The sequence below is a fragment of the Kitasatospora sp. NPDC096204 genome (assembly GCF_044763205.1).
Classification (GTDB): Bacteria; Actinomycetota; Actinomycetes; order Streptomycetales; family Streptomycetaceae; genus Kitasatospora.
Genome location: NZ_JBIWFT010000042.1, coordinates 62,536 through 83,277, shown reverse-complemented (window position 1 = coordinate 83,277; position 20,742 = coordinate 62,536). Strand labels below are relative to the sequence as shown.

Below are 20,742 nucleotides of genomic sequence, written 5' to 3'. Positions count from 1 at the left end.
CCCTCGGGGGCGGGCACGCCACCCCATCAGCGGTCTGGCCTCCCGGCCGACCAGTAGGGGCACGGTCTGACCTCAGAGCTCGAACGGCTCCGGCGGCGTGAGTGCTCACCTGCTGGCGGCTACGGCACCGAGTCTTCTACAACCCGGTAGCTCCCATTAGGCGGCCAGGGCGAGGCCGTCGTAGCGCCCGGTGGGCGAGGTGCGGCCCCGGCCTGCCCGGCCCATCCGGCCCGCGGGGCTCGGGGCGTACCGGGTCAGCTCCTCCTGGGCGAGCGAGAGCAGGTCCCCGAGGCCCAGCCCCAGCGCCCGGGCGGCGGCCGCGAGCACCTCGGAGGAGGCCTCCTTGCGCCCGCGCTCCAGCTCCGACAGGTACGGCATCGAGATCCGGGCCGCCTCGGAGACGTCCTTCAGCGTGCGCTCCTGGGCGAGCCGCTCACGCCGCAGCACGTCGCCGACGACGTCGCGCCACAGCGGCTCCCGCCGGACGCGGGGCCGCTCGCCGGACGCGGGCGGCGAGGCCTGCGGACGCAGGGGGATGACGCGGGCTTCGTTCGACGCATGAGTGCTCACCCCTTCAGCCTAGGCACCTCGGGCCCCGGGGGAAGAGCACGGCGTTCTGCCCTGGGTGAATCCCGCCCCGCCGCGCCGCCCGCCCGACACCTGATGTGGTCTCAACCACTGGAGGAAAAGCGCAGCTTGGCGCAAAACCGGACCCGCCGGTTTGACGGAATTCGCCAGCCCCGTGCCCCACCCGCACCAGGCATTGACCCGGGCATGACGTCGTGTGAGTGTTCGGGCACCCGAGCGCGGACGGCCCGCACGGCCGTCCCCACACACGGCCCCGCGGCATGCCACCAACCCCTGTGCCGTCCGCGGTCGAGGACCCCCACACGCGAGGAGCCTCGATGCAACACAGAGTCACCGCAGGCCGGTTGCTGACCGCCGCGACCACCCTGACCGTGCTGGCCGGCATGATCGCCGCCACTGCGGGGCCGGCCACCGCCGCGCCCGCCCCCACCCCGGCACCGAGCGCTCCGGCCGCCGCCGTCAACGCCGTCAACGCCGCCGACGCGGCCGCGAGCGCCGGCCTCGACGCCCTGGCCAAGGGCCCCGACGAGACCTACCAGCGCAAGGCCGTCACCCCCTGGCTCGGCGGCCTCTACTCCGTCTCCTACGAACGCACCTACCACGGCCTGCCCGTGGTCGGCGGCGACGCGGTCGTCCTCGCCGACGCCCAGGGCAGGGTCCGCGCCCAGCAGTCCGCCACCACCGGCCCCGTCGGCGCCCCGACCACCCCGCAGGTCAGCGCCGAACACGCCGAGAAGACCGCCCGCACCAAGCTCGCCGCCGTGGACACCGTCGACGCCCGCCGCCTGGTCGTCCGGGTCAAGGACGGCAGCAGCCGCCTCGCCTGGGAGACCGTCCTCAAGGGCCGCACCGACACCGCGCCCAGCACCCTGCACGTCTTCGTCGACGCCACCACCGGCGAGGTCGTCGACAGCTACGACGACGCCCGCGCCGGCACCGTCAACAGCAAGTGGAACGGCCCCGGCCCGCTGACCATCAGCACCACCAACTCCGGCGGCTCCTACTCGCTGCGCGACCCCAACCGCCCCGGCCTGAGCTGCTCCGACTACAGCACCGGCCAGGTCTTCTCCAAATCCAGCGACTCCTGGGGCAACGGCAGCCCCTCCACCAAGGAGACCGGCTGCGGCGACGCCATGTGGGCGGCCCAGAAGGAATGGGACATGCTCCGCGACTGGCTCGGCCGCAACGGCCACGACGGCAACGGCGGCAGCTGGCCGATCAAGGTCGGCCTCAACGACGTCAACGCCTACTGGGACGGCAGCTCCGTCTCCATCGGCCACAGCCAGAGCGGCGAGTGGATCGCCGCCCAGGACGTCGTCGGCCACGAGTTCGGCCACGGCATCGACCAGTACACCCCCGGCGGCGCCAACAACGAGAACGGCCTCGGCGAGGGAACCGGCGACATCTTCGGCGCGCTCACCAAGGAGTACAACAACGAGCCCGCGCCCTACGACTACCCGGACTACCAGGTCGGCCGCATGATCAACCTGGTCGGCCAGGGCCCGATCCGCAACCTCTACCAGCCGTCCCTGGTCAACAACGACCCGAACTGCTACTCCTCCGCCATCCCGGGCACCGAGGTGCACGCCGCGGCCGGCCCGCTGAACCACTGGTTCTACCTGCTGTCCAACGGCTCCAACCCCGGCGGCGGCAAGCCCACCAGCCCCACCTGCAACAACTCCACCGTCACCGGCATCGGCGTCAAGCAGGCCGGCCAGGTCTTCTACGGCGGCATGCTGCTCAAGACCAGCGGCATGACCTACAAGCGCTACCGCACCACCACCCTGACCGCCGCCAAGAACCTCGACCCCACCTGCACCTTCTTCAACCGGACCAAGGCTGCCTGGGACGCCGTCAGCGTCCCCGCCCAGGCCGGCGACCCGACCTGCAGCAGCAACGGCGGCAACGACTTCTCGCTCACCCTCGGCCCGGCCTCCGGCTCCGTCCAGCCCGGCGCCACCACCACCTCGACCGTCGGCACCGCCGTCACCTCCGGCACCGCCCAGAACGTCACCCTGACCGCCTCCGGCCTGCCCGCCGGCGTCACCGCGAGCTTCAACCCCTCGACCGTGCAGGCCGGTTCGTCCTCGACGCTGACCCTCTCCGCCTCCGCCACCGCGGCGAGCGGGACCTACCAGATCACCGTCACCGGCACCGCCGGCACCACCACCCACACCGCCCAGTACAGCCTCACCGTCGGCGGCGGGGGCAACCCCGACCCCGGCGGCACCTGGGCCGCCGGCACCACCTACCAGGCCGGCGACGTCGTGACCTACAACGGCGTCAGCTACCGCTGCCTCCAGGGCCACACCGCCCAGGTCGGCTGGGAGCCGCCGAACGTCCCGGCCCTGTGGCAGGCCGTGTGACCGGCACGCGCTGACACCCGGTGAAGCCGCTGCGCTGCGGCCCGTCGAGGGGGACGGGCCGCGGCGCAGCCGTGTTCGCTCTCACCGGGGCCCCGGGACGGGCACCCGCCCGCCCGAACCGGCCCCCGACGCCCCCCGGAGGGCGGCGAACACCCAGCGGTTCGCCGCCAGCGCGTCGTCCGGCTCCGGCCCCGGACCACGGCCGTGCAGCGCGGTGAAGTCGTACGGGCTGCGCACGCTCACCGTCCAGCCCCGGCGGGCGAGTTCGGCGGCCGAGTCGGGGCGCGGGCCGGCGTCGAACAGGGTACGCAGGTCGATGCCGAGCCGCTCCCGGGCCGCGACGTACACGGGCGCCACCCGCACCGCCGGCGGCTCGGCGGCCACGTCCTTGAGCTCGTACGCCAGGGTGCTGCCGGGCGCGCTGAGCCGGTGCACCGCGGCCATCAGCCGCCGCTCGGCCTCGGCGGGGAGGTAGAGCAGCAGCCCCTCGGCGAGCCACGCGGTCGGCGCCGCCGGATCGAGACCGCCCGCCAGCAGCGCCCCGGCCCAGTCGCCGCGCAGGTCGGCGGCCAGCGGGCGGCGCTCGGTGGCCGGCTCCGCGCCGGCCGCCTCCAGGACCGCCCGCTTGAAGGCCAGCACCCGGTCGGTGTCGATCTCGTGGACGACGCAGCCGGGCGGCCAGTCGAGCCGGTACGCCCGGGAGTCCAGGCCCGCGCCCAGGATGACGACCTGACGGGTGCCGGCCCGCGCCGCGGCCAGCAGGTGGTCGTCCAGGACCCGGGTGCGCAGCCCGAAGTAGCGCCCGAGGCGCCCCCACAGCGGGTCGGCCTCCCCGCCGGGGACCAGGTCGGGGCGCAGCGGCCAGTGCGCCGAGGCGGGGGAGGCGCGGACGAAGTGCTCGGCGAGCGGGTCGCGGGCCAGGGCGTCGGGGCGGTGGGTCTCGATGGCGCGGGCGGCCGCCACCAGCAGGGCGGTGCGGCCCACCCCGGAGGCGACGCCGTGGGCCGCGGCCGTGTTCGTGTCCGTGTTCGTGGGCGGGGTGGTGCCGTCGCCCGGTTCCGCTAGGGCGTGCACGGCTCCTCCCCGTCCACGGGCACCGTCCACGCCGCAGGGTCGTCACCGGTGGTGGTGCGGGCGCCGTACAGCACCCGCATGAACCGCAGGACGTCGTCGTGGGGCAGGTGCAGGGAGGTGGTGCAGTCCGTCAGGACGGTGAGGTGGAAGCCCTTCTGGAAGGCGGTGCGGGCGGTGGAGTCCACGCAGACGTCGGCGTAGAGCCCGGCGAGGACCAGGTGCCCGGTGCCGCTCGCGCGCAGGTGTTCCTCCAGGCCCCCGCCGTTGCGGTTGCCGTCGCCCTCGCCTTCGCCCCCACCGTTGCCTTCGCCTCCACCGACGCCTCCACCGACGCCTTCGCCTTCGCCTTCGCCGAGGAAGGCGTCGAAACAGGCCCGTTTGGTGAAGACCCGCTCACCCGGCTCCGGGGCCACCCCGTGGAACTCCGCCCCCCAGGTGCCCTCCAGGCACTTCGGCCGCTTGCCCAGCCGCCGGTCCCGGGCGCGCCAGGCCGCGCCTTGGTGGACGGTGTCGCCGAGGAAGCGGACGAACACCACCTCGACGCCCGCGCGCCGGGCCCGCTCCACGGCCAGGACGCTGTTGGCGACCACGGCCTCCAGGACGGCGCCGTCGCCGCCGAACCGGGCCCTGGCCACCTGCCCGGTGCAGAAGTCGTTCTGCAGGTCCACCACCACCAGGGCCGTTCCCGTCCGGTCGGCTCCGGTCCGGCCGGTTCCCGTGCGCCCGCTCACGGCTCGCCCACCAGGGCCGCGGCACCGGTGGCGGCGTCGGTGCCGGGTGCGCCGAGGGCGGCCGGGTCCAGGACGCCGAGCAGCGCGTCGACCACCGCGGTGGTGGAGTGCCGGCCGCCGAGGTCCGGGGTGCACACGCCCTTGTCGTCCAGGGCCGCGAGGGCGGCCTCGACCGCCGCGACGGCGCCGGGCACGCCGGCGTGCCGCTCGGCGACGAGGGCGGCGGCGCGGACGGTGGCCACCGGGTTGACCAGGTCGCGCCCGGCCAGGTCGTCGGCGGAGCCGTGCACGGTCTGGTACTCGACCAGCCCGGCCGCGCCGGGGTCCAGGCACACGTTCTCCGTGCAGCGGCTCTCCTGCCGCTCGGCGCCGAAACGATCCAGCAGGACCACGTGCATGATGTCCGCCCACTCGTTCCCGGCGATCAGCAGCGTGCGCTCCGGCAGGCCGTGGGCGATGAGGTTGCGGTTGACGGTGTCGGGCTGGAACACCTCGATCCGTACGCCCAGCCGCTCGGCGATCCCGGCGACCCAGGCGTCGAACGCGCCGTCCAGGAGGTGGAACTTGTAGGCCATGACGATGCGGTCGATCCGCCCGTCGGGCCATTCGCGCCGGGCCCGCTCCAGGGCATGGCGCACGACGGCCTCGGTGGTCTCCCGGCTGAACGCCATGGTGCGGGTGATCTCTCCCGGGGTGTGCCGGTTCTCCCCGGTGTAGAACCCCTGGGCCTGGTCGCGGACGAGCAGCAGAGACGTTTCTCCATCCCGTAACAGGTCGACCTTGACGGCGCGCAGACGACGGCGCACCAGGTACAGCGACTGGGCGTTGATCGCGGTGCGGAAGACGGCCGTGGTGCCGGCGGCGGCCAGGTCACGGCAGAACCGCTCGTAGTGCTCGGCGTCCCGCCCGGTCAACTCCTGGATCCCGGCCGGGCCGTCCTGCCCGCGCAGCGAGACGTAGGAGTGGTAGCGGCGCGGGGAACGGACGATCCGCACCCCCAGGGGGTGGGCGGCGGTGAGCACCCGCAGGACGCGCTCGAAGACGGCGGCGAGCTCGGGGCCCGTGCCCCGGCCCACCGCCAGCCCGACCACGGGCTGTTCGGCGGCGGGCAGTTGGGCGGCCGGCCGCGCGGTGGCGGGCTGTGCGGTGGCGGGTTGTGCGGTGGCGGGTTGTCCGGCGGCGGGCGCCGGCTGCGAGCCGGCGCCCTGGCGGACGACCGCGGTCACCGGGCTGTCCCGGGGACCAGACGGTCGCCGGGGATACCGGTCTTCTCGGGACGGTAGTAGTCGCGGATGCCCTCCGCCCAGACGGCGGCCGGGACGCGGTCGCCGTCCACCGGGCCGAACGCGTCGAACAGCGCCGTGATGTTCCGCTCCTCGAACCCGATCGCGGTCATCAGGGCGAGGAAGTCCGGGCGGGTGACCAGGCCGTCGCCGTCCACGTCGCCCAGCGCGGACAGCGCCCGGGCGAACTCGTCGATGGTGGCGTCGAAGCGCTGCGGGTCCAGCACGACGGCGGTGAACTCCTCGGGGCTGATCCGCCCGTCGCCGTCGGTGTCCAGCTCGGTCACCAGCGTCCGCCAGTACTGCTGCAGGGCGTCGAGGAGCCGGTCCTTGGCACCCTCGTCGGCCTGCGGGAGCGCCGCGGCGACCCGGCTGCCCATCAGGTCGAAGTCGGCCGGTTCGATGACGCCGTTCCCGTCGGCGTCGAACAGCGAGAACACGAGGCCGACACGGTCGGCGGCTGCGGCAGTGGGCATGGCGGTACACCTCGGTCTTTCCGGAGGATCGACGACGGACGCCGGGCCCGTGCCTCGGCGACCGCTCAACTATCGGGCGCCGCCCCGGACACCGGCACGCGAAGCACCGCCGGACCACCCGATCGAGGGCAATGCGCCGTCACGCGCATGACGCACCGGCCGACTGGACAGGTAGTCAGGCTGGCCCGGCGCCCCGCGTTCGGTTCGCGAGGGGCCGGGCCGTCTTCCCTTGGGGTCCGTCCCCCTACGGTCCCGCCGCCGGGCTCACGGTGCTGGTCGGGGGCGGGCCGGCCGGGGCGGACCGGATGGTGTCGAACACCTGCCGCACCTGCCGCAGCGTCGACTCGGACGGCTGCCGCAGACAGGCCGTCACCTCGACCACGACCCGGGAGCCGGCGCGGTCGACGGCGCGTCGGCCGCCCAGCTCGCGGTTGCCGCCGAGCATGGCGCACTCCTGCTCGAGGTAGCCCGACTCGTTGAGCCCGGAGGGGCTCGGGCCGAGCTGCTCGGCCAGCCCCCGGCTGCCGTCGTCCACCAGCCGGAACCCGACGACGGCGCCGCCCACGGGCAGCAGCCCGGAGGGCGGACAGTAGGCGGCGCCCGAGGTGCACGACTGCGCCAGCGGCTGGGTGCCGAGGTAGCCGAACTTGTCCTGCGGCGCGGCGGCCGGCAGGGCCAGGACGTGCCAGTTCACCGGCAGGGCGACGACCATATCCGGCAACTGCGGGAAGTAGACCGTCGGCCCGGCCAGGGCGGACGGAGTTCCCGTCGGCGCCTGGGCGGGCGGCACCGAGGGCGCCGGGGCGGACACGGAGCCCGCGGGCCCCAGCCCCACCCCCCGCTCCGGGGCCGGTGCGAGCGCGGGCGCGGCGGCCAGGACGGCGGTGGCCAGGCCGACGGTGAGCCCGGCCGCGAGCCCGGCCGCCCGCCGGCGGCGCCTGGACCGCTCCACCCGGGCGAGGACGCGCTCCACCCGGTCCTCCGGAGCGGCCAGGGCCGGGACGGCCCGGTGGAGCAGGACCCGCAGCTCCTCCTCGTCGTGCCCGCCGTCGCCCGGCCCGAACGGGTCGAACGGGTCGAACAGGTCAGTTCCGGTCACGAGGTCCCCCGTCCAGCAGGAGTTCCCGGGCCGGCAGCCGTCCGCGCAGGGCGGCGAGCGCCCGGTGCGTCTGGCTCTTGACGGTACCCGTGCTGCAGCGCAGCACCTCGGCGGTCTCCTCGACGCTCAGGTCCTCGAAGAAACGGAGCACCACCACGGCCCGCTGGCGCGGCGGCAGCGACCGTACCGCCTCGGCCACCACCTGGCCGAGCACCACCCCCTCGAACGGGTCCTCCTCCGGCTGCGGCTCGGGCAGCTCCCCGTGCGGCAGCTCCCCGGTCCAGCGGCGCCGCCACCACGAGACGTGACAGTTCACCAGGACCTTCCGCAGGTACGCCTCGGGCCGGTCGGGCGCGATGCGCGCCCACTTGGGCCAGACCTTGGCGAGCGCCGTCTGCAGCAGGTCCTCGGCCTGGTGCGGGTCGCCGGTCAGCAACCAGGCCATCCGCAGGAGCTTCGGCCCACAGGCGGCGACGAACTCCTCGAAGTCCGGAGGTACCGCGTTCGTCATCCTGCCGTCGTCCCCGCCATGGTGCCCGTGCCGTTCCCGTCTGCTGTGGCGGCCGGTCGGGCCGCAGTGTCGTTCTTCCTCTCACGGCAGCTCGACGCGATGGGAGGCCGTTCGGGTTGCCTGCCGGCGCGGACTCGTGAACCGGCCCGGAACCGGACCGGCCCCCGCCCGGGAACCGGTCCGCTCCCCGCCCGGGAGGAGCCGCTGGAACGCATGTTCTCCCGGCCCTGTCAACTTCACTGGACACCGGTGCGCAACTCGACCAGTCTTCACCACCATGACGTTCCCCCAGCACTCTCCCGGTGCCGTGCGCACCTCGCTGTTCGAGGCGGTCACCGCGGTCGGCGACGAGGCCGTCCCCCTGCTCGCCGGCTGCCGCGGCGACACCCGGATCCCCGGCGCCGAATGGACGGTCGCCGAGGCGGCCGCCCACCTGGCGATGGCCAACGAACTGATGGCCGCCCTGGCCGCCGGCGAGGAACGGCCGTACGGCGACGGCACCCCGGGCGCGCTGGCCGCGGCGAACGCCGCCTCACTGGCCGAGCGGACCGAACGCGACCCGGCCGTACTCGCGGAGCAGATCGCCCGGCAGGCAGGGGAGTTCGCGGCCGCGGCCGGCCCGCGCACGGGCACCGAACCGATGCTGACCCCGCTCGGCCCGATGGACCTCGACACCCTCGGCGCCTACCTGCTGACCCACATGCTGGCCCACCTCTACGACATCGCCGTCGCCCTCGGCCGGCCACACCCGATCGACCGGCCGCGCGTCGCACTGACGATGCCGTTCCTACGCACGGCCATGCCCCTGGTGACGGACGCCCGCACCGCCGCCGGCCACAGCGCCTGCTACCGACTGCGGCTGCGCGGCCAGGGCGGATTCGCGGTGACCTTCACGGACGGCACCGTCGTGGTGGGCCAGGAACCGCCACGCCGCCCGGACTGCACGATCCTCATCGAACCGGTGGCGTTCTTCCTGCTCGCACTCGGCCGCTGCTCCACCACCGGCGCCATCGCCCGCGGCAAGGTCCTCGCCTGGGGCCGCCGTCCCTGGCTGGCCCCCTCCTTCCCCAGCCTCTTCACCGCCCCCTGACCCACCCTCGCCGCACACCCCGGGGCCGCCCTCGCGGCGCCGCCCGCAGATGCTCCAGCGGGGCCGGCCGGAAGCGGGGGAGCGGCGGGGCGAGGGCCGTGCCGCGGGTGCGCGGCCCGCACCCGCACACCACCTCACCCGGCCGGTCGGGCTTTCGACCGTGGTCGCTAACATCGCGCGCATGCTGGCGCTGCTCCACACCTCGTCCGTCCACGTCCCGGTCTTCGACGCGCTGCGCGACCGCGACCACCCCGGGCTGCCCCTGCGGCACGTCGTGTCCGAGGAGTTGCTGGCCGGGGCCCGGGCCGGCGGGCCCGAGTCCGTCGCGGGGGACATCGACCGGGTGCTCGCCTCGGCGGTCGCCGAGGGGGCGGCGGCGGTGTTGTGCACCTGCTCGACGATCGGCGGGGTCGCGGAGGCCCGGGCCGAGGCGCTGGGGGTGCCGGTGCTGCGCGTCGACCGTCCGATGGCGGCGGCCGCCGTCGCCGCCGCGCCCGGCGGGGGCAGGACCACGACGCGCGTCGTGGTGATCGCCGCCCTGGCCGGCACCGTCGGCCCGACGGTGGCCCTCGTCGAGGAGGAGGCCGCCCGGTCCGGCCGGCCGGTCACGGTGACGGCCACGGTGGTCGAGGGCGCCTGGGACCGGTTCGAGAGCGGTGACCACGCCGGCTACCTGTCCGCGATCGCCGCCGCCGTCGACGCCGTGGACGGGGCGGACGTCATCGTCCTCGCCCAGGCGTCCATGGCGGCGGCCGCGCAGCGGACCACGACGGCCACACCGGTCCTGTCGAGCCCGGCCCCGGGCCTGCGCGCCGCCGCTGCCGCCGTGTCACGCCGGCAGTCGGGTCAGCCGGTGGTCCGCTCGGCGGTGGCCGGCAGCGCGGTCGCGACGTCGACGACCGCGTCGGCCGGGGGAGGGGTGAAGGCGAGCGCCTTCCCGTAGTCGCGGTAGGTGAAGTCGAACGGCTCCGCGTTCCGGCCCGAGCGGAGCCGGGTGACGTACGGCGTCCCGGTCTCGCTGACCTCGGCCTGGGAGCCGTCGCGGTCGACCAGGGTGACCGTGGTGGTTCCGCCCGTCCGCCGACGGCTCTGCCCGGTCACCTCGCCGAGGCCGAGGTCGCCGCTGAGGGCCCGGTCGGCGACGGAGCAGAAGACGGTCAGGGACCGGAACACGCCGTCGGACTCCGGACCGGTGACGTACCTGTCGCCGATCACCGCGCCGCGTTCGGCGCCCCAGAGGCGTTCGTCGGCCTTCAGCCAGGCGTGGGTCCCGTCGGAGAGGAAGTCCACCGGGCCGAGCTTGGACAGTTCGAGGGATCCGACGCAGTGGCGGGAGCCGTCCACGGAGACCCTCCCCGTGGCCGGTTGGCCCATCACCGAGGCCCGGAGCTCGGCCGTGACCGATCCGGCCGCCATCGCGTTCTCGGTCGCGGCCTCCAGCAGGCGGCTGCCGTCGAGGGGACCGATCGAGACGGCTTCCGCCATCGATTCCGCGGAGTCCGATCCCGCGGAGCCCGACCCGGAGGATCCCGGCCCGGCGGATCCCGCCCCCGTGGCCGCCTGGCAGCCGCAGAGCCCGAGCAGCAGGGCCGCCGTCGCCACACCCCTGAGCACCTTCATCGCGTTTCCCCCAAGACGCCTCGCCGGACGGGCCGTCGGGCCCGTCCGATGCTATTTGAACGCGTTCAACATACGCCATGATCCACTCGGCGGACAGCCGTCCGGCGTCCGGCGTCCGGCGTCCGGTGCGGCGGTGCGGCGGTGCGGCGGTGTGGCGGTGTGGCGCGTGGCCGGAAGGCCGGTGAGGGCCCGCCAGGCGGCGGGCCCTCACCTCGCCGCCAGCGGTCAGGCGGTGGGCGCCCCGCTCCTGCCCGTGCCGCCGGTGTACGTGATGTCCCAGTGGTGCTTGGCCGTCTCCTTCGCGTACACGACGCCGGGGGCCGTCCACTGGGGCGCCCCGTCGCCCCGGGTCTCGCCCTTGGCGGCGTGCCGCTCGATGTGCTTCGTGACGCACTCGGTGAGGCTCACGTCGACCTTGTAGCCGTTGTCGTGGCGGTAGTCGCCGTTCTCGCTGTGCCCCACCTCGGTGCCGCCGGTGATGGTGATGTCGCATCCGCTGGCCCGCCTGAGGCCGATGACGCCGTCGATCGTGGCCGTGCGGACGCCGTCGAGGCTGGTGCAGCCCCTGTCGTTCCGGTCGCTGCAGTGCTTGGACGACGACACGGAGACGTCGGCGGCCTTCAGCCGGGCGACGGCCTGGGCGTGGGTGAGGGTGGCGGCGTTCTCGGCGGCGCCGGCCGGGGTCGTGGCGACGGTCCCGGTCAGGGCCAGCGCGCCGGCGGCCGCCGCCAGCAGGAGACGACGGGGGGACATCCTCATGGGGATCACTCCTTCGGGTGTTCTCCAGGGCAGGGCAGGGTGAAGCGGCCCGGCTGCGGGAGGAGAGTGTGGTGACTGTCGGCGACTGCCGGACGACTCAACGGTGCCACCGTGCCGGCCGTCGTCGGTGGGTTCTGCCGGCGCTTTCTGTCCCATGACCGAGAAACCTGTCCCACACCTTCCTGACCTGCGATCTCTTCGCGCCGTGGGACAGCACGTGACGCACCGAAGGGGGATGATCGGACATCGGGAAGGACAAGGGGTGCGCCATCCCGCCGGCTGACTCCGCCTCGGCGGAGCTTCAGGACTGGCTCGCGGAGATCGCGGACGCCCGCGACGAACTGGGCCTCGACGCGCGGGCCCTGGCCTCGGCGCTGGGCAGCAGCAAGAGCACCTGGTCCCGCATCCTCACCGGTCAGACGCTCCCGCCCCGACAGGCCCTCGACCTCCTGTGCGCCCGGAAGTTCGCGGACCAGCGCCGGCGGAGCATCACGGCCGCCTGGGAGAGGGCGAGGGCCCACCTCGACGCACCCGCCCAGGCCGGGCCCGCCACGACCGCACCCGCCCGGAGCGAACCCGTCCAGCGGCCGAGCGGACCACCAGGAGCCCACCCGTCACCGCCCGCCCGGCGGCGTCCCCGTACCTGGGTGCTCCTCCTCGCCGCCGTCACCACCACGGCCCTCGGTGCTTTGGGCCTCGCGCTCGGACGGGCGGAGCGGGGCGGCGCCACGGCGGACGCCGGGCCGGCGCCTTCCCCCGGCGTGACGAGCGCCCTCCCACAGGCCCGCGGCGTGGTACCCGGCCCGTCCACAGCAGCCGTACGGTCCATGCGGGAAGGGGACAGCGGCCCCCGCGTCCAGGCCGCCCAGTACCTCCTCAAGGCCCTCGGCCGTCAGGTGGGAACCGACGACGGCGTCTTCGGCCCCCGGATGTCCGACGCGGTGAAGGACTTCCAGAAGGCCAGGGGCCTGGAACCCGACGGGGTCATCGGCGTCAGGACCTGGCAGGCCCTGACCGGCTCGGTCATCCGGGACGGCAGCCAGAGCGGCATGGTGTCGGCGGCGCAGATCCTGCTGCGACTGCACGGCCACCGGACCCCCACCGACGGCATCTTCGACCGCGACATGACTGCGGCCGTCAAGGACTTCCAGACCGCCGCCGGGCTCAAGCCAGACGGCATCATCGGCCCCGACACCTGGCGCCGACTCGTCGGCTGACAGCGCACCGGACACCGGTATCCGTCACGTTCGCCGCCCGGGCCCCGGGCGGCGAACGGCGTGGCGGAGCGCCGCTACGCGCCGCCGGCGATGCGGCCGAGGTCGGCCCAGCCGCCGGCGCCGTCGCCCCCGCGGTAGGCGTAGGCGCTGACGGCGCCGCCGGCGTCCGTCAGGAGGTAGTCGGCGTGGGTGTCGCCGTCGAAGTCGACGAGGGCGACCTGCTCCTGGCGGTCGGTGACGCCGGTGGCGATCCGGCCGGTGGGCAGCCAGCCGCCGTGGCGGTCGCCGCCGTGGTTGAGCCAGGCGCCGACGGAGCCGTCGGGGTTGATCAGGAGGTAGTCGGCCTTGCCGTCGCCGTCGAGGTCGGCGAGCCGCACCCGGGTGCGGTCGGTGGTGACGCCGGTGGCGACCTGGCCGATGCCGTACCAGCCGCCCGCGCCGGCGGTGTCGCCGCCGCGGTTCAGCCAGGCCTTGACGGCGCCGCTGTCCTCGATGACCAGGTAGTCGGTGCGGCCGTCGCCGTCGAAGTCGGCGAAGCGGACCTGGTCCTGGCGGTTGGTGACGCCGACGGCGACGCGGCCGAGGGGCTCCCAGGGGGCGACCTGGTCGCCACCGTGGTTGAGCCAGACGTTCACGGAGCCGTCGGGGTTGACGACGATGTAGTCGGCCTTGCCGTCGCCGTCGAAGTCGGCGAGCCGCACCCGGGTGCGGTCGGTGGTGACGCCGGTGGCGACCTGGCCGATGCCCTGCCAGCCGCCCGCGCCGGCCGGGTCGCCGCCGTGGTTCAGCCAGACCCGGACGGCGCCGCTGTCCTCGACCGTCACGTAGTCGGGCCTGCCGTCGCCGTCGAAGTCCGCCCACCGCACGCGCCCGCTGCCGCCCACCTCGTTGCCGGCCCGGGGGGCCGCGGGGCGGGACGCCCAGCCGTCGGCGACGGCCTGGTCCAGCGCCCGGTGGAAGACCTCGGCCATCTTGCGGTAGCCGCCGTCGTTGGGGTGCAGCCGGTCCGGGAGGTCGGTCGCGGGGTCGAGGTTCGCCGGGTCCACGTACCGGAAGTGCCGGCCCGCGGCCCCGCCGGCCGGGCTCTGGCCCCGGTCCTGGAGCGCGGCGAACTCGCGGTTGAACACGGCGGTCTTCTGCTCCAGGCCGGGGGTGGCGGTCAGCAGGCCCTGCACGACGACGGTCACGCCCGGCTTGTCGGCGTAGATGCGGTCGACCAGGTCGGACAGCCGCTGGGCGGCCTGCACCGGGTCGGCGTTCGCGTCCCACTTCAGGTCGTTGATGCCGAGGTGCAGGAGGACGACGTCGGGGTCGGCGGCGGACAGCCAGCGGTCGATGTCCGCGCGGACCTGGGCGATCCGGTAGCCGCTGTGCCCCTCGTGGTCGGGGTCCGCGACGGAGCCGGAGGAGGAGGTGCCGACCAGGTCGACGGTGTACGGGGACTGTTGGGCGGTCAGGTCCCACAGGGGGGCGCGGTAGCCCGCACCGGTGGTGCTGCCCGCCCCGTCGGTGATCGAGTCACCGAGCGGCATGACCTTGATCGGGGTCGGAGCCGGCGCCGGGGTCGCAGCGGTGGCGGAGGCCACGGCAGCAGGCGCGGCCGGGGTCCCGGCAGAGGCAGAGGCCGAGGCAGAGGCGGAGGCCGCGGTCGGGGTCAGGGCGGCGGTGAGGGCGGCCAGGGCGATCAGGGAGACGCGTTTCACGTGGGTGTCCAGTCTTGAGGAGGCGAGGGGAACACGGGACGGGCCCGAGCGGCCGCCACGCAGGGCGGTCGCTCGGGCCCGTCCACGCGGATGGTGGATCCGGTGGCAGAACGGTCCGGGCCAGGGCTCGGCCCCGGGCCAGGGCTCAGGCGCCGGAGGCGATCCGGCCGAGGAAGTCCCAGCCGCCGTGCCCGTCGCCGCCCTTGTTGGCGTACGCGCTGGTGCTGCCGTCGCCGGCGTTCCAGAGGTAGTCGGCGCGGCCGTCACCGGTGAAGTCCGTCAGGAAGACGGCGTTGTTGTCCGTCGTCAGACCGGCGGCGACGCGGCCGACGGGCTCCCAGGGGGAGACCTGGTCGCCGCCGCGGTTGAGCCAGACGTTCACGGAGCCGTCGGCGCTCACGACGATGTAGTCGGCCTTGCCGTCGCCGTTGAAGTCGGCGAGCCGCACCCGGGAGCGGTCGGCGGTGACGCCGGTGGCGACCTGGCCGATGCCCTGCCAGCCGTTGGGACCGGCGATGTCGCCGCCGCGGTTCAGCCAGACCTTGACGGCGCCGCTGTCCTCGATGACCAGGTAGTCGGCGCGGCCGTCGCCGTCGAAGTCGGCGAAGCGGACCTGGTCCTGGCGGTTGGTGACGCCGACCGCGACGCGCCCGACGGGCTCCCAGGCACGGACCTGGTCGCCGCCGTGGTTGAGCCAGACGTTCACGGAGCCGTCGGGGTTGACGACGATGTAGTCGGCCTTGCCGTCGCCGTCGAAGTCGGCGAGCCGCACCCGGGAGCGGTCGGCGGTGACGCCGGTGGCGACCTGGCCGATGCCCTGCCAGCCGCCCGCGCCGGCCGGGTCGCCGCCGCGGTTCAGCCAGACCTTGACAACGCCGTTGTCCTCGACCGTCAGGTAGTCGGGCTTGCCGTCGCCGTCGAAGTCCGTGAAGCGCAGCCGGCCGGTGCCGGCCTCGTTCACGGCCGCGGAACGCCGGTCCCGCAGGGCCGTGATCCACGGTCCGAGGTCGTCCACCCGGGTCTCGTAGGCGCCGGTGCGGGTCTCGGTGGAGGTGAGGCAACCGCCCTGCCAGGAGCGGCTGGTGACGGCGACGACCTCGGTCTTGCCGGCCGTCTCGCGGACGGCGGGACCGCCGGCGTCACCGAGGCAGACGGTGGCGTCGGCGGGGGCCTTGGCCGCCACGTCGATGCCGGTGGCCTCGACGGTGCCGACGCCGAACGCCGCCGTGTGGGGAGCGGCGGGGACCCACTCCGTACGGGTGCGGCCGTAGCCGGTGACCTTCAGCTCCTCGCCCTGGACCGGGGCGGTGGCGGCCACGGCGACCGGGGTGATGCCGTAGGCGGGCAGGTCCAGACGGGCCATCACCAGGTCGCGGTCGGCGCGCGGCACCAGCTCGACGACGTCGGTGGTGTGGCCGCCGGTGCCGTTGAGGTCCCCGCGCCCGACCGTCACGGTGGTCGGCTTCTTCGGGGCGCCCGCCGGGACGGCGAGGGACTGGGCGGGGTCGTCGGCGAAGCAGCTCGCGGCGGTGAGCACCCAGCGCGGGTCGACCAGCGTGCCGGTGCAGCCGCGGCCGCCGATGTCGAGCTTGGCCACGTAGGGGCGGTCCGACAGGCCGGAGTTGGACGAGACCGGCCCGGTGGCGGTGATGTCCAGCAGGGTGTGGGGGCGGCTCTGGGGGTCGGCGGCCTCGCCGACCGCCGTCCACAGGCTCTTGTCCACCTTGAACGAGGTGGTGGTGCCGTCGACGGACATCGACACGGACACGTCGCGCACGCCGTCGCTCTGGATGCCGTGCACCCGCGGCACCTCGAGGCTGAGGCGGCCGACGGTGCCGGTCATCCGGAAGCAGATGTCGTCCCGGGTGCGGGCCATGATCCGCAGGAGGCCGCCGCCACCGGCCGAGCAGGTGGTGAGCGTGATGTTGCCGTTGCCGGACTTCAGGCGGATGCCCTGCTCGGCCAGGACGCGGTCCGCGCCCGGGTAGGAGTAGTCCTCGACGGTGAACGGTGCGGTACCGGTGGTCGACGCGTGGGCGACCGGGACGCCGGCGGTTCCGGCGAGAAGCGTGAGACCGGCCGTCGCGGCGGCGGCCAGGATTCGAGAAGAGGCCCTCATTCGGGCTCCTCACCCCCCATGGATGTGGTCTTTTCCGTCATGAAATGTCCCGCCGGTGCGAAGACCCACGGGACCCCGGACGGACGCCGTGCACGGGCACGCGCATTCCAGGACCTGCCATCCCCCCACCGAACTGACGGGGACATTGATATCACCACCGGGGGTGGCCGCCGAGCCCCGAGATGTCCACGATGTAATGGATCGCGAACCATGACCCCAAAGTAATGCCTTGATCTCCCGTCAGCCAAGGAGCGGTATCCAAACTTTCCACCCGACGTGCCATCATGTGCGGTCGGACGGGCCGACCGGATCGGTCCCTGCTACCGAACTGACGTGTTTTCGAGGGGATATGACACAGCAGATACCTGGGGGGCGCTGGAAGGCCGCATCCCCCCTACGGCCACGCAACGGACGGGCACTCCGTCTCCTGGCGGCCGCCACCGTGATCGTTCTCACTACCGGGTCGCTCTCCGGCACCGCCGCCGCGACGGACGGGACACCCGGCGCGAGCCCGCGGGCCCAGGCCGTCGCCGAGTGGAGGACCGGCGGCGACTCCGTGAAGGCCGCCGCCGAGGCCGCCCTGGCCGGCACCGACGGCGACATCGCCGCCTTCCTGGAGACCGGGCGCAGGATCGCCACCGAGCAGGACGAGCGGCTCGCCGTCCTCCAGCTGGTGAACGTCAGCGGGCCCGGCGTGCGCGAGGCCGCGCAGACCGCGCTCGCCGGAACGCCGCAGGACGTGCACGCCTTCCTGGCGACCGGCTGGAACGCGCCGCTGGCCGACGACCGCAAGGTCAGCGTGCTGCGCGCGATGAACACCGGCGGCACCGCGGTGCAGGAGGCCGGGCAGAAGGCCCTCAACGACGGCTCACCCGAGGCCGTCGCCCAGTTCCTCTCCGTCGACCTGCAGAAGGCCCAGGAGGAGGACGACCGGGTCCAGGCCCTGCGGCTGATGAACTTCGGCGGCCCGCAGGTGAAGAGCGCGGGCAGCGCCGCCCTGAGCGCCGGCGCCGGCGCCGTACGGGAGTTCCTGCGGGAGGGCCAGTACGCGGCCCGCGCCCAGGACCAGGAGGCCATGACGGTCGGTCAGCTCGTCGAGACCGCCCGCCAGGCCGGCCAGGAGGCCGCCAAGGAGACCGCCGCCGCGAAGGAGGCCTCGGGCCGCGCCGTCGACGCCGCGCGCCTGGCCAAGGAGGCGGCCCAGAAGGCCGCCGCCGAGACCGCCGCCGCCCAGGGCTCCGCCCAGAAGGCGACCGCCGCCGCCCACCGCGCCGCCGACGCCGCCGAGAGCGCGGCCAACGCCGCCCGCACCGCGATCAACGCCGCCAACGCGGCCAGCAGCGCGGCCCGCACCGCCTCCGCCGCCGCGTCCGCCGCCGCGTCCGCCGCGGCCGCCGCGGGGCGGGCGGCGGCCCGCGCCTACGAGGCCGCCTCCGCCGCCGCGAAGGACGAGTCGCAGGCCGCCGCCGCCCGGGACGCCGCGAAGGCCGCCCGGGACGCCGCACAGGGCGCCACCACGGCCGCCGAGTCCGTGTTCCGGGCCGTCGGCGCCCTGAGCGAGGCCCTCACCTCGGTCGGCCAGGCCGTCGACGCCGGCCTCCACGCCGCCGCCGCCGCCCAGGCCGCCGCCGACGCGGGCGGCAACAGCGCGGTGGCCCAGGCCGAGGCCCAGCGGGCGAACGCGGCCGCCGCCAAGGCCCGCCGCCTGTCCGCCACCGCAAGCGCCGCCGCCGGCACCGCCAAGACGATGGCGACGCAGGCCCTGACGGCGGCCCAGCAGGCACGCACCGCCGCCACCGAGTCCGCCGGACACGCCACCGCCGCCGCCCAGGCGGCCGAGGACGCGGCCAACCACGCCGGCCAGGCCGGCAACTGGGCCAACCTCGCCACCGAGCACGCCAACGCCGCCGTCAAGGCCGCGGAGCGGGCCACCAGCGCCGCCAACCAGGCCGACCAGGTGGAGAAGACCGCCCGGGAGGCCGAGAAGGCCGCCCTGGAGAGCAACCGCGACCTCGCCATCGTGGCCGCCGAGGAGCTCAAGCAGCAGTACGCCGAGCAGCAGGCCGCCCAGGCGACCGAACGCGCCGAGGCACAGCGCCAGGACGAGGAGACCAAGCAGCTCCTGGCCGAGGCCGCCGCGCCCGGCACCGAGCCCGCGACCGCCCTCGCCAAGGCCCGCAAGGCCGCCGTCCACCTGATGGCGACCGGCTCGCCGTGGACGGAGCGCACCGCCCAGGCCGCCCTGTCCGGCACCGACGCCGACGTCCGGCAGTGGCTCGCCACCGGACGCCAGGAGGCGGCGGCCCAGGACGACTACACGAAGATCGCCAACCTCGCCACCACCGGCACCCCCGCCCTCAAGGCGGCCGCCCTCGCCGCCCTCGACACCCCCGCGGACCAGCGGGCGGCGTTCCTGGAGACCGGCCGGCACACCGTGCTGAAGGACGACTACCGGGTCCAGGTCCTCGCCCTGATGAACGCGGGCGGCAAGGCCGTCAAGGAGGCCGGCTCGGCCGCCCTCGACGCCGGCACCACCGAGGCCCTGCTCGCCTTCGTCGCCACCGGCCAGTACCGGGCGCGCGAGGAGGACGACAAGGTCGAGGCGCTGCGGCTCAGCGTCCAGGGCGGACCGCGGGTCCGCGCCGCGGCCCAGGTCGCGCTCTCCGGGCCCGCCCCGCTGCTGCGCGACTTCGTCGCCGTCACCCAGTACGTGGCGGCCCAGCGCGACCAGACCGACGCCGTCCACGTCGCCAGCGTCCAGCGCCTGGTCGCCGAGGGCAAGGCGATCGCCGCTACCGCCACCCGCAACGCCGCCGAGGCCGCCGAGGCCGCGGCCACCGCGCGCGGCGCCGCCGCCGAGGCCGCGGGCTACGCCCGGCAGGCCAGTGACTCCGCCGCCGCCGCCTCGGTCGCCGCCGGCCAGGCCTCGGCCGCGGCCTCCGCCGCCGACGCCTCGGCCCGCCAGGCCGCCGCCTCGGCCGCCACGGCGAAGAACGCGGCCGCCTCGGCCGGCACCTCGGCCGCCCAGGCGACCCAGTCCGCCCACCGCGCCGCCAACTCCGCCACCGCGGCCGCCGCTTCGGCCCGCGCCGCCTACGCGTCGGCCGACCAGGCCTACAACTCGGCCGTCGCCGCCGGCCAGAGCGCCGCCGAGGCGCTCGCCGCCGCCGGCCAGGCGCTGTCCCACGCCATGGACATGGCCCGGCAGGAGGCCCAGGCGAACGCCACCGCCCCGGCCGAGCCCGGCGACCCGGGCGGCTCGGACGACGGGTACGAGCCGGAGCACCCGGACGAGGAACTGGTCATGGAGGGCGGCATCTCCGCCGCCGACGCCGCCACCCTCGCGCTGGACATCGCCGGCATCTTCGACCCCACCCCGATCAGCGACGGGGCCTCGGGCGTCCTCAGCCTCTTCCGCGGCGACTGGACCGGCGCGGGCCTGTCCGCCGTCGGCTTCATCCCGTACCTGGGTGACGCCGCGAGCAAGCCGGCGAAGATCGCCAAGCTGCTGGCCAAGAACGAGAAGATCGCCAAGCGGGCCACCGACATGAAGTGGGTGGAATGGGCCGCCCAGAGCCTCAAGCACATGTCGGTGACCAAGCTCGGCGACGGCGTGGCCACGCTCAACTCCCTCGCCCGCGACGCCGAGAAGGCGTACAAGACGAACACCAAGCTGCGGGCCGCGGCGATCAAGCACAACCTGCCGACCGACCTCGAGGGCCCCGTGCCCTTCGTCCCGCCGAAGGGCTGGATGGGCAAGCCGGAACGCGGCGGCGGTTTCAAGGACGCCTACGGCAACCTCTGGAAGAAGGCGACGGACGGCAAGGACGAATGGGACGTCCAGGTGAAGAAGGGAACGAAGTTCTCCATCTTCTCCAGCGGCAAGAACCAGGGGAAGGACTTCGAGCACGCCAACATCGCCCCGGACGGATACGTGACGCACTGATTCCCGTAATCCGCCCCCGGCGGTAACGCCTTCAGGCCCGGCCCCGATGGAGAAAACGACCATCGGGGCCGGAGCCGCCCCCTCTTCCGTAAAATCCCTCAACAATGCCCCGCCGTCAGTGAATTGACCGGAAAAACCGGCCGAATTGCCCGGCACCGCC

15 protein-coding genes and 2 pseudogenes are annotated in these 20,742 nt (G+C 74.8%); 6 read left to right on the top strand and 11 right to left on the bottom strand.

Features of this window, described 5'->3' with window-relative positions; genetic code table 11:
- Positions 1 to 156: 156 nt before the first annotated feature.
- A complete protein-coding gene (locus ACIQ87_RS33820; protein ID WP_402414438.1) occupies positions 157 to 570 on the bottom strand; it encodes a helix-turn-helix domain-containing protein in 414 nt (137 codons plus the stop codon).
- A gap of 335 nt (positions 571 to 905) precedes the next feature.
- Here ACIQ87_RS33820 and ACIQ87_RS33815 point away from each other — a divergent pair.
- Positions 906 to 2,915 (top strand): annotated as a pseudogene (locus ACIQ87_RS33815) (M4 family metallopeptidase); the annotation flags it as partial.
- A gap of 120 nt (positions 2,916 to 3,035) precedes the next feature.
- On the opposite strand, the gene ACIQ87_RS33810 reads toward ACIQ87_RS33815, so the two are convergent.
- The 6 genes from ACIQ87_RS33810 to ACIQ87_RS33785 form a co-directional block, all read right to left on the bottom strand.
- Positions 3,036 to 3,938 carry a class I SAM-dependent methyltransferase gene (locus ACIQ87_RS33810; protein WP_402414446.1) on the bottom strand — a complete coding sequence of 301 codons (903 nt, stop codon included), beginning with the start codon at positions 3,936 to 3,938 and terminating at the stop codon, positions 3,036 to 3,038.
- 77 nt (positions 3,939 to 4,015) lie between these two features.
- A complete protein-coding gene (locus ACIQ87_RS33805; protein ID WP_402414436.1) occupies positions 4,016 to 4,759 on the bottom strand; it encodes an isochorismatase family cysteine hydrolase in 744 nt (247 codons plus the stop codon).
- Positions 4,756 to 5,871, bottom strand: coding sequence for an isocitrate/isopropylmalate family dehydrogenase (locus ACIQ87_RS33800; RefSeq protein ID WP_402414443.1), 1,116 nt, complete (start codon positions 5,869 to 5,871; stop codon positions 4,756 to 4,758). The genes ACIQ87_RS33805 and ACIQ87_RS33800 overlap by 4 nt, the downstream gene beginning before the upstream one ends.
- A 110-nt stretch (positions 5,872 to 5,981) precedes the next feature.
- The gene (locus ACIQ87_RS33795; RefSeq protein ID WP_402414433.1) at positions 5,982 to 6,518 is read right to left on the bottom strand and encodes an EF-hand domain-containing protein; all 537 of its coding nucleotides are present in this window, start codon (positions 6,516 to 6,518) and stop codon (positions 5,982 to 5,984) included.
- Between the two features lie 244 nt (positions 6,519 to 6,762).
- Positions 6,763 to 7,617 carry a hypothetical protein gene (locus tag ACIQ87_RS33790; protein ID WP_402414431.1) on the bottom strand — a complete coding sequence of 285 codons (855 nt, stop codon included), beginning with the start codon at positions 7,615 to 7,617 and terminating at the stop codon, positions 6,763 to 6,765.
- Entirely contained in the window at positions 7,604 to 8,128 is a 525-nt protein-coding gene (locus tag ACIQ87_RS33785) for a SigE family RNA polymerase sigma factor (RefSeq protein WP_402414428.1), read from the bottom strand. Before ACIQ87_RS33785 ends, ACIQ87_RS33790 begins: the two co-directional genes overlap by 14 nt.
- A gap of 277 nt (positions 8,129 to 8,405) precedes the next feature.
- Between ACIQ87_RS33785 and ACIQ87_RS33780 the strand changes: the two genes are divergently transcribed.
- A complete protein-coding gene (locus ACIQ87_RS33780) occupies positions 8,406 to 9,218 on the top strand; it encodes a maleylpyruvate isomerase family mycothiol-dependent enzyme (protein ID WP_402414425.1) in 813 nt (270 codons plus the stop codon).
- A gap of 181 nt (positions 9,219 to 9,399) precedes the next feature.
- Positions 9,400 to 10,161: an aspartate/glutamate racemase family protein gene (locus ACIQ87_RS33775; protein ID WP_402414422.1), complete on the top strand. Its 762-nt coding sequence runs from the start codon at positions 9,400 to 9,402 to the stop codon at positions 10,159 to 10,161.
- On the opposite strand, the gene ACIQ87_RS33770 is transcribed toward ACIQ87_RS33775, so the two are convergent.
- Positions 10,065 to 10,703, bottom strand: coding sequence for a hypothetical protein (locus ACIQ87_RS33770; protein ID WP_402414419.1), 639 nt, complete (start codon positions 10,701 to 10,703; stop codon positions 10,065 to 10,067). The two genes, ACIQ87_RS33775 and ACIQ87_RS33770, sit on opposite strands and share 97 nt — an antisense overlap.
- Positions 10,704 to 11,063: 360 nt before the next feature.
- Entirely contained in the window at positions 11,064 to 11,597 is a 534-nt protein-coding gene (locus ACIQ87_RS33765) for a hypothetical protein (protein ID WP_402414416.1), read from the bottom strand.
- 245 nt (positions 11,598 to 11,842) lie between these two features.
- Between ACIQ87_RS33765 and ACIQ87_RS33760 the strand changes: the two are divergent.
- Positions 11,843 to 12,043: pseudogene (locus tag ACIQ87_RS33760) on the top strand (helix-turn-helix domain-containing protein); the annotation flags it as partial.
- A 201-nt stretch (positions 12,044 to 12,244) separates the two neighbouring features.
- Positions 12,245 to 12,814, top strand: a complete 570-nt coding sequence (locus ACIQ87_RS33755) for a peptidoglycan-binding protein (RefSeq protein ID WP_402414414.1) — start codon at positions 12,245 to 12,247, stop codon at positions 12,812 to 12,814.
- 74 nt (positions 12,815 to 12,888) lie between these two features.
- Here the strand turns inward: ACIQ87_RS33755 and ACIQ87_RS33750 are convergent, their stop codons facing one another.
- Together ACIQ87_RS33750 and ACIQ87_RS33745 are read right to left on the bottom strand one after the other, a co-directional pair.
- Positions 12,889 to 14,517 carry an FG-GAP-like repeat-containing protein gene (locus tag ACIQ87_RS33750; RefSeq protein WP_402414412.1) on the bottom strand — a complete coding sequence of 543 codons (1,629 nt, stop codon included), beginning with the start codon at positions 14,515 to 14,517 and terminating at the stop codon, positions 12,889 to 12,891.
- A 145-nt stretch (positions 14,518 to 14,662) separates the two neighbouring features.
- Entirely contained in the window at positions 14,663 to 16,636 is a 1,974-nt protein-coding gene (locus tag ACIQ87_RS33745; protein WP_402414410.1) for an FG-GAP-like repeat-containing protein, read from the bottom strand.
- Positions 16,637 to 17,078: 442 nt separating this feature from the next.
- Between ACIQ87_RS33745 and ACIQ87_RS33740 the strand changes: the two genes are divergently transcribed.
- Entirely contained in the window at positions 17,079 to 20,582 is a 3,504-nt protein-coding gene (locus ACIQ87_RS33740; protein WP_402414407.1) for a hypothetical protein, read from the top strand.
- Positions 20,583 to 20,742: the final 160 nt, after the last annotated feature.